10 protein-coding genes and 1 pseudogene are annotated in these 14,127 nt (G+C 60.6%); 2 read left to right on the forward strand and 9 right to left on the reverse strand.

Annotation, left to right across the window (positions count from 1 at the left end; translation table 11 throughout):
• Positions 1 to 2 precede the first annotated feature (2 nt).
• A complete protein-coding gene (locus GGR38_RS20970) occupies positions 3 to 1,124 on the forward strand; it encodes a replication initiator protein A (RefSeq protein WP_183628433.1) in 1,122 nt (373 codons plus the stop codon).
• Between the two features lie 849 nt (positions 1,125 to 1,973).
• Here the strand turns inward: GGR38_RS20970 and GGR38_RS20975 are convergent.
• The 7 genes from GGR38_RS20975 to GGR38_RS21005 form a co-directional block, all read right to left on the reverse strand.
• On the reverse strand, positions 1,974 to 2,471 hold the full coding sequence (locus tag GGR38_RS20975) for an RES family NAD+ phosphorylase (protein WP_183628435.1): 498 nt from the start codon (positions 2,469 to 2,471) through the stop codon (positions 1,974 to 1,976).
• A gap of 9 nt (positions 2,472 to 2,480) precedes the next feature.
• The gene (locus tag GGR38_RS20980; protein WP_183628437.1) at positions 2,481 to 2,831 is read right to left on the reverse strand and encodes an antitoxin Xre/MbcA/ParS toxin-binding domain-containing protein; all 351 of its coding nucleotides are present in this window, start codon (positions 2,829 to 2,831) and stop codon (positions 2,481 to 2,483) included.
• A 449-nt stretch (positions 2,832 to 3,280) separates the two neighbouring features.
• The gene (locus tag GGR38_RS20985; RefSeq protein ID WP_221227193.1) at positions 3,281 to 4,525 is read right to left on the reverse strand and encodes a phosphatidylinositol-specific phospholipase C1-like protein; all 1,245 of its coding nucleotides are present in this window, start codon (positions 4,523 to 4,525) and stop codon (positions 3,281 to 3,283) included.
• Between the two features lie 62 nt (positions 4,526 to 4,587).
• Positions 4,588 to 5,787: a Ca2+-dependent phosphoinositide-specific phospholipase C gene (locus GGR38_RS20990; protein WP_183628439.1), complete on the reverse strand. Its 1,200-nt coding sequence runs from the start codon at positions 5,785 to 5,787 to the stop codon at positions 4,588 to 4,590.
• A gap of 12 nt (positions 5,788 to 5,799) precedes the next feature.
• Positions 5,800 to 8,205 (reverse strand): TonB-dependent receptor, encoded by a 2,406-nt coding sequence (locus GGR38_RS20995; RefSeq protein WP_246405127.1) that lies wholly within the window; start codon positions 8,203 to 8,205, stop codon positions 5,800 to 5,802.
• Between the two features lie 72 nt (positions 8,206 to 8,277).
• The gene (locus GGR38_RS21000; RefSeq protein ID WP_183628441.1) at positions 8,278 to 9,624 is read right to left on the reverse strand and encodes an MFS transporter; all 1,347 of its coding nucleotides are present in this window, start codon (positions 9,622 to 9,624) and stop codon (positions 8,278 to 8,280) included.
• A 30-nt stretch (positions 9,625 to 9,654) separates the two neighbouring features.
• Positions 9,655 to 10,845 (reverse strand): TetR/AcrR family transcriptional regulator, encoded by a 1,191-nt coding sequence (locus GGR38_RS21005; protein ID WP_183628443.1) that lies wholly within the window; start codon positions 10,843 to 10,845, stop codon positions 9,655 to 9,657.
• A 147-nt stretch (positions 10,846 to 10,992) separates the two neighbouring features.
• On the opposite strand from GGR38_RS21005, the gene GGR38_RS21010 reads away from it, so the two are divergent.
• The gene (locus GGR38_RS21010; protein ID WP_183628445.1) at positions 10,993 to 12,714 is read left to right on the forward strand and encodes a phospholipase D-like domain-containing protein; all 1,722 of its coding nucleotides are present in this window, start codon (positions 10,993 to 10,995) and stop codon (positions 12,712 to 12,714) included.
• Between the two features lie 71 nt (positions 12,715 to 12,785).
• On the opposite strand, the pseudogene GGR38_RS21015 reads toward GGR38_RS21010, so the two are convergent.
• Positions 12,786 to 12,884 (reverse strand): annotated as a pseudogene (locus GGR38_RS21015) (IS5 family transposase); the annotation flags it as partial.
• 57 nt (positions 12,885 to 12,941) lie between these two features.
• Positions 12,942 to 14,057 carry a zinc-binding dehydrogenase gene (locus tag GGR38_RS21020; protein WP_183628447.1) on the reverse strand — a complete coding sequence of 372 codons (1,116 nt, stop codon included), beginning with the start codon at positions 14,055 to 14,057 and terminating at the stop codon, positions 12,942 to 12,944.
• Between the last annotated feature and the right edge of the window lie 70 nt (positions 14,058 to 14,127).

Below are 14,127 nucleotides of genomic sequence, written 5' to 3' on the forward strand. Positions count from 1 at the left end.
TGATGACACGATCCAAAGGCCCTGATCACGATCTGCAAGCAGATCTGTTTCTGCCGCAGATTACATCCCTCCCCATCCGGGATCAGAGGGATACGATGGAGCGTCCGTTTTTCTCGCTGCACAAGCGCAAGCGCGTCAAGCCTATCGACTATACCAGCCCGGACGGCAAAGTGTCCGTCCACGTCACGGGCAACAGCGAGTATGGCATAGCCACGATCTACGATCTGGACATCCTGATCTATTGTGCGTCCGTCCTGATGGAACATAAACGGCGGGGTGTGAACGACATCCCCCAAACGCTTGGCGTCGTTCCCTACGATATGCTCAGGACGCTTCGGCGCGACACAGGCGGCGGGGAATATGAAGGGCTGGCAAACGCCCTCAACCGCCTGCAATCAACGACAGTCAAAACCAACATTCGGACCCATGGCCGCCGCGAGCACACTTTCTCCTGGATCGACAGTTACAGTCAGGTCGTCGATCCTAACGGCAAGATCCGGGGCATGCGCATCACGCTTGCCAAATGGTTCTACGATGGCGTGCTGATGGATGGCGGTGTGCTGGCCATTGATCCGGCCTATTTTGAGATTAAGGGCGGCGTGATGCGCTGGCTTTATCGCGTTGCCCGCAAACATGCCGGTGGTAATGGCGCTGATGGCTTCACCATCTCTATGCCTACCCTGTATGAGAAGTCCGGCTCGGAATCGCCTTATCGTCGCTTCAAGTTTGAGATGCTCAAACTTGCGCGGGAAAACAGCCTTCCCGGTTATTCCCTCGAAATCGTCGAGCATCCGGACAAGGAGCCCTCCATCAAGATGGTGCGCCGGGCCACTTTCGCTTCGGCCGCTGGAGGCGAAGAAGTAATCCCCCCTGCCCTCAAACGTCCTGCAAGAAAGAAAGTGGAAAGCCGTGACAATCGGCCAGAGTTTCCGGCTGATGGCCACATCGGTTATACGCCATTCGGTTCCATTGCCCGCGAGGCACTCCCTCATCCCCAACGAGACCTTGGCCTGATTGCCGACGAGTTCCGGCGCTTTATTGCCACGCGCAAGATCCCGGCTGACGCCATTAACATCGCTCAAATTTTTGCGACATTCTGTTCGCGGCAATCTCCAGCCATCTGAACATCTTTTTGGCAGCCCGCGTCGGACAGGCTCGGACCCGGAAGGTTCGAGGGGAATCTGCTGCTTCTTTTACGCGATCTTCGGGGTTTCAGGAACGCTACAGAAGCGCACGCTTTGCTCCACGCCATTGGGCTAGCCGAAACGAAGCACGACTTACAGAATAAGCGCTTATTTTCATAAATTTAGGGCCGCTTTACCAACTTGGTAGCCGCCCCGCCTTACGCGAACAGGTAAAGCAGCCTCTGCCATAGCGCATGACGATCATCGGTGCCCGCTGCGCTGTTCCTGAAAACCCGTGCTTTGCGTGACCATCGGCTCTCCCAAGAAAGAGCACTCTTGCGCATTCAGACGATAGGCGTTCCTGAAACCCCGTGTCGTAGCTGAGCAGTCAAGGCAGCCGCCGAATCCCAAAAATGTTGCTGGCACGGCAAATCGCTGTCTTGTGGGTAATGGGCCTTGTCATTTGAGTTCGAAGGCAGTGATTACAGCCCGTTTTTCGGCAATTTGCCGCCACTCTCTCGCATGCACAATCAGCCACGGGGTTTTAGGAACACTTTCCCAGAACGACTGAAATCAGCCTATGTTGCCCGTTCTCCTCCCTCTCGGTGGATCGGGAACATATTCACGGGGCTGAAGGAACGCAGATTCGGGGTTTAAGGAACGGATCGTCGGGTTTGAAGGAACAGCGGCTTTCACCGACTCGTTGAATTTGGCTGAGTCGGGCGCTTAAAGCTCTCCTTTAACTTCTATAACTTCCTATAACTGAATAAGGACGGCTAACGCCGCCCTTCCTCCTTTTTTATAATTTTGAATGGATCAAATCCAAACTCACAGGTGCTCAGCTAGATCTCAATGCGAAAGTCGTCCTTGATCGTCGATCAATCGCAGAAGGGCAGGGGGTTCATTGCCCCATTGCCACAAGACCAGATTTTCGGAGCCTAATGGAGTATGAGGCGCAAAACTAGGCACCAATATGCCGGCATAGCCTTGTGCGGCTAAATCCAGCGCCAGACGTTGAGTAGGGGCAATGCCGCCCGACAGCATCACATCGCGCCACGCTGGATCGCCAATTTGCGATGGGGTCATTGCAACAGATGCCAAATTTTTGGGATCTGTCGCATTAAAAATATTCCTGATCTCGGCATGATAGGCCACCAAAGTGATTGGTTGAAAGGCGCCAACCTGATTGGCCTCTCTCATCGCCGTTTCCGGTTTCAAACTGGTATAGAGCGCCGCCATACCTTTTGGGTTGAAACGTCCGCCAAATTGCGCAGCACCTTCGCCCGAGAGCGGGCTTCGCGCCCATATGGGATTGAGGGCTCGGAAGAGTGTGCCGACATAGTCCATGGATCAAGCTCAGGCGTGAACGCCGGCATCCACAGCGTCGATATAGTCCAGCACATCATGCGCGCGTCCGGCCTGAACCAATTGCATCGCAGTTTGTCCTGAAAAGCCGGGGAGGGGCTCGGAGCGGAACCAGGCATAGGCAACAAGGGAAGTGCCGAACCTTGGTTCAACCTTGTTCAGGACTTCGACCAATTCGCGCAGTCGCTTCTGAATCCTAGGTTGCCGCACGCGGACTGCCCGCTGAATCGAATCTTTTCCCAAGCCTGCGGTTCGCGCCAGATCGTCGGCATTGGTCAGCAAAGATGCTGCGATACGACGAGGATCAAACATTCCGTCACTGGTATAGGCTTCAAGGCTCATAGCTATCAATATCCCATAGATACTGACGGTATATAGCGTCAAATTCCATGGCGTCAACGGTCGGCCTCGCACGCACGCGCTAAGCGAAGCGTTCCCAATCTCTTGTGTTATGCGGATAGTCCAAGCTAATTGAGCCCCTGCGATACCCGGCCACTCGCCCTAAAGGTGAGTACGAACGAATAATGCTCTACTGGCTAGCTTAGCCGCATTCACTGCCCTGCCTGGCGTTTGCCAGGCTCGATCATGTCGTTTCGGATGCGCAGCTATCAGACGATATGGGGCAGGTGGTGGCCAGTCGTTACAATGCGATGGCGCATTCGTTGAGCAACGATGACAGGGCAAAGCGATAGCCGAGGTCGTTGGCCCGGTCATTGGCCTTCGCCTATGCCGCCGCCTGGTCTGGCCAAAGGCTAGAACAACCTGTTCGGTGCCTAGGGGACGCCTTGATCCTAGCGCGTTGCAGGCCAGACGATCGGGGCTGTCTGCGCTTTGGCCCAGTCTGCCTTGCTGACGCGTTCGACGGGCAGGTTTCCGCAACGTTGGGCGGTGCGCATGGGATTGCACATGCTGGCGGCATGATCGGGCAGGCTGACGGTGAACCCTCCGGCAAAGCGCGGATCGGCCCAAAGATAGTCCGTCGAGACCGATTGTGCGCCCGAATGCAGAGCGATGTCACGATGGGCGATATCGTTGGTGCGGGCCTGCCATGTGCCTTCATCGGCGCGGGTGCGGACCAGAAAGCCCGCTTTTACATCGCGGGCAATGCGATCTGCATCCTCGACCGGGCGGTTCAGCGTCAGATAGGCGGCGGCGGGGGATTGTTCGTCGGTGTTGATGAACATCACCCGGCCTTCGAGCGAAGAGCGATGCCCGCGATAAAGGGCCACCTTCTCGGGCGCTTCGTCCAGCGCGAAGAGGATGCGCCCGCGTGCCGCGCCCAGCCGGGGCCAGTTATTATGCAGCACCGCTTCGCGCAGGGTGGCATAACGGCCCTGTACATCGTCAGGCGTCAGCAATTGCGCAGGGGGCAAGACCGCCCGCACTTCAGCATCCAGCGCATCGAAAGCGGCCTCGTCGAAGGAGAGCAGGGGGGTGCCGCCCGGCAGAGTCTTACCGTCCTTGGCGTTGATCAGGATGGTGACGGGGGCGTGACGCGGATGCGCGCGGGACCAATCGCGCACCATGCCAAGGCAGGCCTTGAAGGTGATGCAATGGGAGCGGAAATCGACATCGGGGACATGCTGCACCTTGAAGCCGGGCCGCTGCATCGCGCGCACCCATGCCGGATCGAGCGCCGTTTGTGTCTGCGCGGCGATCATGGGATGGGCATAACGGCCGCCCTGCGGATCATAGACCACGTCGATCTCGATCTCCCGCGCGCCAAAGTCCAGTTGGGCGGTGATGGATTTATGGGCATAGTCCAGCTCCTGCGCCAAGCGGGGATTATAGGCCGTTATCAGCCGATAATCGGCGGGAGGGATGGCCCGCTTATAGCTGTTATGCGTCCCAACCGTCAGCAGATCGTTGACCCTCAGATTGACATCCATCCAGCGCTCCTCGCAGCCCTTTCCGGCATGAGCAACATCGGGCGCGTCGAGGCGGCAGACATCACGGTGCGCCGCCGCCGGGGTGGCAAGGGCGGCTAGTCCCATCGTAAGGGGCAGCAGCAAGGGGCCGGAAGCAGGCAGGCGCATGTACAATCCTTGACTGGGGTGAGGGCAGTTTATGGAGGCATCGCGCAGATGCCCCCATATGCCTATCGGCAGGCCTTGCCCGCATTGACCGGGTTGCAGCGCATCGCTCCGCCGCCCGGCAGCTTCACGATATAATCGGTGCCATAGGCATTGCCCGGCTTGTAAAAGTCGGTCGAGACGATCTGCGCGCCGCTGGCAAAGGCCTGACGCGCGCGGCCCATGTCATTGGCCTTGGCCTCCCATGTCTCGATGTCGGCGCGGGCGCGCACCAGATAGCCTTGGCGGACCAACTCGGGGATTTCCTTGGCCCGCATCGTGGCATTGTCCATCAACAGGAACGCGCCATAACTTTGGCCCGGTTTCGATTCGAGAAAGGCCGCGCGGCCTTCCAGATTGGGATGGCCGCCAACATAGCCTGACAGGCCATTGGTATCGAGCGCTGTCAGCAGCAGGAAGACGAACTTGCCCCTCGCATCCTTGAGGCTTGGCCAATTACCCGCCTTAACGCCTGCCTCCAGCGTGGGGTAGGCGCCGCGCACCTTGTCGGGGGTAACGATCCGCTCGCGACCGATGACCTTGAACAGATCAGCATCCATCTCGTCGAAGGCCTGCGCGGTGAAGGGCAGGGGCGGTTTGGATCCCGGAAAGATCGGCACCGGATCGCTCTTGGCTTCCAGCAGGATAAAGATCGGCTCGTGGTTCGGATGGGCGTCGGACCAGCGACGCAATTCGGCAAGGCAGGCGGTGAACAGGTTGCAGCTCGACCGCACGTCGAAATCGACGATATGCATGACCTTCAGCCCCGGCTGGTCGAGTCCGGTCTTGTCATGAGGCAGCAATTGGCCTTCTGCGATGCCCTTGGCTTTGGCCGCTTCATAGGCGGCGGGACGCAGGAAGCGCGCCCCATCCGGATCGCGGTTGAGGTCGAGCTCAAGACTGCGCATCCCTGCATCCAACTGTTCGCTCAACGTACCGTAACGATAGTTCAGCGCCTCGGTCATGCTGACTTCGTTGGGGTGATATTCCTTGTACTGGGCACGGGCGGCGGGGGGCATCCGGGCCGCCATTTGCGACATGCGCGGGCCGATGATGGCATCCGCCATCGCCATGATCTGGGGATCGACCCCTTGCGAATAGGAATTATGGGTGCCGACGATCTGGATCTGGTTGAGCTTCAGATCGTCCCCGCGCTGGGCATGGGCGGCCATGGCCACCATGGCCAAAGCCATGGCGCCGCCGTTGCGTAAAAGCTTGAGTTTCATCGCAAGCGCCTTTCAGAACTTGACCTGAGCAAAAGCGCCGACCGTGCGATAGGCATCGGGCGAGGTGTAATGCAGCAGGCCCAGCGCGCCGTAGATCTGCCAACCTGTCGAGAAATACTGGTTGAACAGATTGCGGGCATAGATGCCCACCTCCACCCGGTCATTGGCGCGGGCCAGCGTGATGCGGCCATTCACCAGACCATAGCCCGGCACATAGGAATAGCTGGCGTTCGGCGTCTTGGTGCCATCGGCATTGGTGACGGCGGGCGCCGTGATATTGCCCAGCATCGCGCCCGTCACCGTTTGCAGGTCCGAGCGATAGACATATTCCAGATGGGCCTTCAGGTTGATGTCATCGCTCACCGGCGCGTTGTAATCGGTGGCAATGGTCGACATCCAGCGCGGCGCATTGGTCAGGCGCGTGCCGGTGTAATTGGCGGTGCTGCTGGCCACGTAATCGGTGAATTTGGCGTCGGTGAATGTCACCGCGCCCGACAGCGACAGGCTGTGCGTAGGCTTGATCGCCACCTGCGCCTCGAACCCGCGGCTGCGCAGACCGGGCGCATTGCCGATGGCCGAGGCGAGGATGAAGCCGCCGACGCCCGTCGAAACCGGGGTCAGGATGGTTGCCTGAAAATTGGTGTATTTGGACGAGAACACGTCAAAATTGACCCGCAGGCGATGGTTGAAGAATTCACCCTTCTCACCGATTTCCCAGCTTTTGACCGATTCCGAATTATACGGATCGTATTTGTTGCCGACAAAGGCCACGCCGCCCGGCTTATAGCCCGTCGAATAGGTCGCATAAAACATCACGTTCTTGTTCAACTGGAACGTGGGCGCGATGCGATAGGTAAAGCGTGAGGAGGATTTCACGCCATAGCGAAAATCGGCGGTGGGCGCCGTGCCGGTGGCGGTGAAATTGATCGTGCGGCCAAGGATCGGCACGGGGTCGGAATTGGGATAGCTGATCGTCTGATCGTTGCGGTCGTAATTATACCGCCCGCCCAGCGTCAGGCTGAAGCGCGAGGTGGGGTTGAACTTGACCTGGCCAAAACCGGCCAGCGTTTCATTATGCGCGTTGAACTGCACCGCATTGCCCAGCAACTTGCCGGTGACGGGATCATTGGCGCCGGTATTGGCATAGAGATTGCCGATCACCTGTCCATTGACCACCAGCGGACTGGTGCCCAGCGGACCCCATTGCACCTGCGTCTGGTTGGCATGAAGACGGTTGTAAAAGCCGCCGATCAGATATTCCACGAAACCGCCGGTGGGCGAGGCGAGGTGCACTTCCTCGCTGAACTTGTCTGTCTTCAACCGGCCCGAATTATACGAAATATAGGAATAGACATCATTGGGCAGCAAATCGGCGGGCGTATCATTGCCATAGGCCGTTTCGCGATAGGCGGTGATCGAGGTCAGCGTGTGATCGCCCAGCTTGTAGGCGACATGGAGCGACCCGCCCTGATTGGTGGTGCTGATCGAGCCTAGGAATCCGTCGGCCGTATCGACATTGCGCGGCCCCGGCGTCACGCCCAGCGCGATCTGCGCAGCGGTGACGGCGGCGGTGGGGGCAAAACTGGTGCCGGCCGGGCCGCCGACGGCGGTGCGCACGGATGTGTCGAAATGATGGGTATATTCACCCGCCAGAATGACTTCCAGATCATCGCTGGGCTGCCACAGCAATTTGGCCCGCGCGCCGAATTCATCGACCCGGCCCAGATTGCGGTTGAGCGTGACATAGCGCCCCTTGCCGTCCTGTCCGACGTCGAAAGCGCTGATGCGCAGCGCGGCCTTTTGCCCCAGCGGAATGTTGAGCGTGCCGTTGATCGTGCGGTCATTGCGCTCGCCATAGCTGGCGTAGACCTTGCCCGAAAAGTCGTTCAGCTTGGGCTTGACCGTGGTGATGGCGATCACGCCCGAGGTGGAGTTCTTGCCGAACAGCGTGCCCTGCGGCCCCATCAGCACGTCCACGCGCTCGATATCGACCAAACCGGTGATGCCCAGATCGCGCTGGGCGTCCATCACCACATCGTCAACCACGACATTGACCGATTTGGCGTTGGAAAAGTCGAACGAGGTCGAACCCACACCGCGGATCTGAAAGGCGGCGCCCTGCGTCGGGTCATAAGTCAGGCCCGGCGTGGTATATTGCAGGTCGGTCAGCGACTGATAGCCGCTGTTCTGCAAGGCATCCCCGCTCAGCGAGATGATCGAGATCGGGACATTCTGCATCTTTTCCTGACGCCGCTCGGCCGTGACGAGGATCTGGTCCAATGCAGGCTGGCCATTGGCATCGGCAGTTGCGGCATCTGCGGTGCTTTCCGCATAGGCTGTCATGGGAACAGCCGTCATGGCCGTGGCGGCAAGCAGCAAGGCAGGCGTGAGTGCGCCCCGGCGACGAAGACTGGACATGATTCGATACCCCAAGTTGTTCTGGGGCCCGATTATGCGGTGTAGATGACAATTTTGAGACGATTGTTCAGTTCATAGAAGGCTTTTTATAGGCTTTGAAATACAATTGTTCAGCTTGAATGGCGCCGGTTCATACCGCCCCTCCACCCGCAGCGCCTGTCTCAGCATCAGGATAAACCCCATAGCCAGCACCAGAAACAGGCCAGCCATGCCGCAAGTCAACCAAGCCAGCCCGGCCGCATGATCTGCCCCTCCTAGCCCAATCCACGCCAGCCCGCGAAACAGCAGCGCCGTGCCCACCACCGCCCCGATGTTGAACGGCAGATGGAACCCGGCGTAAAACGCAGCGGCGGGGGCATCCCCATCGCGCTGATGATAGTGGTCCAGCCTTTGCCCCAACACCACGCGCAGCAGCATGAAATCCACCGCCAGCGTGCCCCCCGTGCCTGCCGACCACGCCATCAGGGGCAGCACTTGCCCGGCGGGTAACCATGGCAAGGCCAGAGCGAGCGCCAGATTGATCCCGAACACTGCCCCCAGCATGCGCAGCGGCGGCACATGGCGCAGCAGACGCGGCGCGATACCGGTGCCGATCATCGCGGCCAGCGCCTGTATCAGAACGCCCGGCGTACCCCATTCGGGCAATTCCAGCCGATGGCGGGCGATAAACAGAAAGCTGCTGCCGATCACGGCCATATGCGCGCCCACCAGCAGAAACAGCGCCGCCAGCCAGCGATCTGCCGCCGCAGCGATGCAGACCTGAAAGGGCTTGAGCGTCCCAGCCCAATCGAGCCGGGACGAGCCTGTCCCGTCCCGTTCCCTGACGCGCCAGATCAGCCAGCCATGGACCAGCGGCGCCCCCGCCATTGTCAGCAGCAGGATGACGTAAAAATCATCGGGCGCTTTGGCCTGATGCCTGCTCAACAACAGGGCCATGGCGAACAGGATCGAACCGGCCATGCCCGCCTGAGCGCGCGCACCAAAAATGCGTCCGCGCGCCACGATCCCGCTGGAGCGTTCCAGCGCCCAGGCCCCATGCGCCAGATTGGACATCACCCACCCGCTGGCCAGCGGCAGCAGGCCGAGCAGCCAGACAAAGGGGGAGCGACCGAGCGGCGGCGTAAACCACAGGATCAGCCCACCTGCCCATTGCAGCACCGTGCCCGCCGCGACCCAGAAACTGCGACGACGTTGCGGATCGGGCGCCAGATCGCAGACCATGCCGAACAGCACTTCGATCAGGATGCTCCACGTGCCGACAATGGTCAGGATCAGCCCCGCCATGTCGACGCCCACCGTCCCCGCCAGCAGCACGGGCAGATAGGTCTTGCGCGCCAGTTCATAGCCCGAGAACACAAAACTGGGCAGCGACAGCGCCAGCATTTCGGTGCGATCGGGGGCAGGGGATTCGTGTGTCATCGGCAGGGTACGTCGGTGCAGATCCGTTCCTCAGCCGCACACCTCGGCCAGTCGGGCAAAGGCGGCCAGCAACACCTGATGTTCGTCCAGTCCGCGCGCCATGGCCACCATGCGCATGCCGAATACGGCGACGGACGCCACTTGCGATGTGCATCGGTCGCCGATCCGCCCTCGCGGCAGGCCCATTTCCCACAGCACCGAATTGACGAAATTTTCCCCGCGCCGACGCCGCATGTCCAACGCATGATGTGCCAGCCCCGGATGCCGGGCAGCGGCGATGGCGATGATCGAGGTGGCCCTGACCAGATCGCGGGAGGAGGCGTAATTGGCATAAAAGGGGCGGGGCTGACCAAAGTTCTCGGCCAGACCATGCCGGAAATTCGTGACAACCGCATGAAGCGCGGCCACCATCAGTTCATCGCGCGTCCCGAAATGATAAACCACCGTGGAGGCCGGGGTTCCGGCCGCCGCCGCCGCCGAACGATGCGTCAGCGCTTCCAGCCCGTGGGTGACGATCAGATGTCCGGCCTGCGCCGCGATCAGCCCGCGCTTGCTGCGGTCGGGCGTGTCGGGATAGGTCTGTTCAGGTTCAAGCGCGGCGATCCATTGTTCCAGATGGCGGCCCTTGCCGATATCCTCGTCAGGGTCGGGAAAGAGGCCGCCCGTGAAGCGATGCAGGCAGAGCGCGCGGATCATGCGATAGGCCGGATTGTCATGGGCAAACAGGGAGAAGCCTGCTTCGTCGATTATATAGCCCAGCGCCGCATCCGCCTGGCGCAGACTGTCAAACAGGATTTCGGCCCAGAAGGCCCCGGCTTCATCCAACCATGCGCTCAATGCGGGCGAACAGGTGCCAGATCGCCCGGCTTCCTGTATGAGGTCGATCAACAGGCAGGCGGGCCCACGCTGCCGCACCACCCAATCATCGAGGATCGTCTCGGCCAACACGGCCCGCATGCCGCGACCGATGGGCGCCATTGCCCGAACCCGGCGCAGCCAGAGATCGCGGAATGCCGCATCCTGCGCCATGGCGCTGGCGATCACGCGGGTGATCAGTTGTTCTTTCGACCCCATCGCCTGGGTCAGCGCATTCAGGCTCAACCCCACCTTGTCGGCCAGCGGGCGCAGGGTCAGTTCGGTCAGACCATGCGATGCGATCCAATCCAGAGCCGCAGCCATGATGGGCTCAGCAGCATGTGCTTTGTCATCGGCGATGCTCATCGGATTCCCTGAAGTTGGCGCAACAGCCCCTTTAGAAGCGCATTCCGACCATGTCACGGCCGGCTTTGCCGCGCTTTGCGAATGGAAACCGAAACAATCGCGCGATAAAATGACGCGACAAGACGTGTCGATGGGCAGGGGGGAAACATGGCGACAGTTTCGGTGAGCAACGGGGCGCTTAATGTGAATCTGTGGCGCGGGGAGCGGATGTGCCTGATCGGCATGAGCATCGATCCTCAGCCCGCCGTCGATTTTGTGGGCTTTGCCATTGCTGTGCAGTCTCCCGGGGCGGATGGTTTTACCTATCTGCGCAACCGGCTCACCTTTGCCTATCCGGCGCAGGCGGATGTGACCGGCTTTCGACAGTTTCCCACCAACGAGGCACCGCTTCAGACCTTCCGCTGGATCCATTTTCCGCAAAATCCAAGGCCGGGCACCTACCGGTATCAGGTGACCGCAATGCATATGGATGCGACCGGTAATTTGCGCGAAGGCGACAAGGTGGCGGGAGATATCGCTTTGTTTGACGAGACGGTTCCCGGCGTTGTCGATATCGGTTTTACCCGCAACTTCGCCTCGTCGCAGGCTTTCGTCGAAAAGTTTCCCGATGCCGCCGCCCGCGCCAAAATCCTGCCCGCCAGTGGTGCGCAAGGCTATGATTTCGACAAAGGCGCCGCGCCTCAGGGCGTCTATGACTGGCTCTCGGGCAAAGCCAACGATCTGCTGCAGCAGATGTTGAGCGCCGCTGCCGATCCGGCGACCCGGCTCGATGTGATGGCCTATGATCTCAACGAGCCCGATTTTATCGCCGCGTTGGAAACTGTCGCGCGACGGGGTGGTGTTGACAGGCCTGCCTTGCGCATTCTGATCGACAATTCGGCCGACCACAAGGACGAGACCAGCGCCGAAAGTCGCGCCGCCGTCCGTCTTACGGCGGCGGGTGCGATGGTGGTGCGGCATCACTTTGGACATTTACAGCATAACAAAGTGCTGATCCTCTATCGCGACGGCAAAGCGGAGCGGGCCATCGGCGGATCGACCAATTTTTCCTTTCGTGGGCTTTATATTCAGGCCAACAATATGCTGCTGTTCACCGCGCCCGAGGTGGTTGACTGGTTTGTGCAGGCCTTCGAACTGGCCTTCAAGGGCCTGGGGGCATGGAACGCGGGCAGCTTTCCCGATACGTGGCACGCCGCCGCGAACCTGCCGGCAGGCACCAATATCCGGGCTTGCTATTCGCCCCACGCCGATGGTTCCGACATGTCGCTGTCACCCGTGGCGGCGGCGATTGATCAGGCGACTTCCAGCGTGTTTTTCGCGGTCGCCTTCCTCAATCAGGACACCAAGGGGCCGGTGCGTCAGGCGCTGGACCGGCTGGAGGGGAAGCCGCTGTTCAGCTATGGCATTGCCAACCGCAAGAACGGGCTGAAGCTTACCAAGCCCGATGGTTCAACCGGGCTGGTGGATTTCCGTTATCTGGCCGATCATGCGCCCGAACCGTTCAAGTCCGAATGGAGCGGCGGGCAGGGGATCACCATCCACCACAAATTCGTGGTCACCGATTTTAACCTGCCGACCGCCAAGGTCTTTGCAGGATCATCGAACCTCTCGGTCAGCGGCGAGGAGGGCAATGGTGATCACCTGTTTCAGATCGGCGACGCGCGTGTGGCGACGGCCTATGCGATTGAAGCTTTGCGCATGTTCGACCACCTGAACTTTCGCACCAGGATGCAGGCGACGGGGGGCACGGAAAAGTCGATCACTTTACGTCGGCCCCCCATTGCGGGCGAGCAGGCATGGTTTGCACCATTTTACGCAGAAGACAGCCAAAAGCAGCGAGATCGTCTATTGTTTGGTGGTTCGACCTAAGGGCAAATGGATCGCGGAAACTGGATTTGGAACAGGCGATCCGCGGGGGGAGTGCCGCGAATTCCGTCCGGGTTATACAATGTCTTGTGCAGCCCATATTCCCTGGGCGCATCACGCCAGCGCCGCCCGTTGCGATTGACGAAGATGATCCCGTTCAGCACGCGCCCATCGCCCCGCCAATCAATGGGTCATGTGTCCAGTTCCCTTACCTTTCAATTGCCTGTTTGTCACAAGGGCGCTGAGGGCAGGATCAGGAATTTGCTGCCAGTTGCGCGTCTGGTGTAATCTTCGACTGCCTCGCGCGACAGCGCATCTGCGAGCGACAATTCGCCCTTGTAATGGCATGCAAAGGTGGTCGTCAGTTCCGTTGCGACGCGGCCATGCATCCGCGCCCGGGCCTCGGGGCCAAGCCGCTCCATCATCGGGGCCAGCAGCCAGCCCGACACATCCCACACAAAGCCCAGCGTGCGCGGCAGGGTGATCGGCGCCATATCGAGCGCGCCATAGACATAGCCGCGCTTGGCCTGCGTCGAGCCGTAGCGCGAATAGGCGCCGTCTGCGTTGGCGACTTTTTCCATCGTGGTCAGGATCGTGCCCAGCAAAGGCCCGCCGCCGATGGCATCGAAGACCACCCGCGCCCCGGTCTCGCTCAGCGCCTGCGCCAGTTCATCGGGGAAAGCAGGGCTGGTGCTGTCGAGCACATGGCGGGCGCCAATGCTGCGCAGCAGCGCGACCTGATCGGGGCTGCGCACGATGTTGACCAGCGGGATGCCATCGGCCCGACAAAGCTTCACCAGCATCTGTCCCAGATTGGAGGCCGCGGCTGTGTGGACCATCGCCGACATGCCATCGGCGCGCATGGTTTCGATAAAGCCCAGCGCGGTCAACGGGTTGACGAAGGCCGCTGCGCCTTCACGCGCAGACACGCCTTCGGGCAGCACCATGCAGCCGGCTGCGGGAATGACGCGATACTGGCTGTACATCGCGCCCGCAAAGGCGGCCACGCGGCGCCCCACCAGCGCCTGCGCGCCAGACCCGGCGGCCACCACCAGCCCGGCGCCCTCGTTGCCGATGCCAAGTTGCTGCCCGATGCGATTGGCCAGCGCCTTCATTGCGGCGGGCGGCACAGGGGCAGAAACGCGCCCCTCTTCATAGCTGGCCTGTGCCGTCAGCGCCGGGCCGAACATCAGCCCAAGGTCCGACGGATTGATGGGGGCTGCCTCAACCTGCACCACCACCTCGTCCGGGCCGGGGGCGGGCAGGGGCAGATCGGCCAGTTCGACCACCATGCGGGCATCGTCATAAAGGGTGGTCACAAGCGAGCGGGTGGTGGAGGGCAGCATCGAATTTCTCCGAAAAAAATGGCGCGATCAGGCGGAATTTAGCACGGGCCTGGCGGGCCGGTGCACCTGA

This window comes from Novosphingobium sediminicola, assembly GCF_014196525.1.
GTDB classification, from domain to species: Bacteria; Pseudomonadota; Alphaproteobacteria; order Sphingomonadales; family Sphingomonadaceae; genus Novosphingobium; species Novosphingobium sediminicola.

What these genes read in the sequence shown, in the direction of transcription:
- GGR38_RS20970 (WP_183628433.1), top strand. Translation starts at nt 3, where the DNA reads ATGACACGATCCAAAGGCCCTGATCACGATCTGCAAGCAGATCTGTTT.
- GGR38_RS20975 (WP_183628435.1), bottom strand. Translation starts at nt 2,471, where the DNA reads ATGGACTATGTCGGCACACTCTTCCGAGCCCTCAATCCCATATGGGCG.
- GGR38_RS20980 (WP_183628437.1), bottom strand. Translation starts at nt 2,831, where the DNA reads ATGAGCCTTGAAGCCTATACCAGTGACGGAATGTTTGATCCTCGTCGT.
- GGR38_RS20985 (WP_221227193.1), bottom strand. Translation starts at nt 4,525, where the DNA reads ATGCGCCTGCCTGCTTCCGGCCCCTTGCTGCTGCCCCTTACGATGGGA.
- GGR38_RS20990 (WP_183628439.1), bottom strand. Translation starts at nt 5,787, where the DNA reads ATGAAACTCAAGCTTTTACGCAACGGCGGCGCCATGGCTTTGGCCATG.
- GGR38_RS20995 (WP_246405127.1), bottom strand. Translation starts at nt 8,205, where the DNA reads ATGTCCAGTCTTCGTCGCCGGGGCGCACTCACGCCTGCCTTGCTGCTT.
- GGR38_RS21000 (WP_183628441.1), bottom strand. Translation starts at nt 9,624, where the DNA reads ATGACACACGAATCCCCTGCCCCCGATCGCACCGAAATGCTGGCGCTG.
- GGR38_RS21005 (WP_183628443.1), bottom strand. Translation starts at nt 10,845, where the DNA reads ATGAGCATCGCCGATGACAAAGCACATGCTGCTGAGCCCATCATGGCT.
- GGR38_RS21010 (WP_183628445.1), top strand. Translation starts at nt 10,993, where the DNA reads ATGGCGACAGTTTCGGTGAGCAACGGGGCGCTTAATGTGAATCTGTGG.
- GGR38_RS21020 (WP_183628447.1), bottom strand. Translation starts at nt 14,057, where the DNA reads ATGCTGCCCTCCACCACCCGCTCGCTTGTGACCACCCTTTATGACGAT.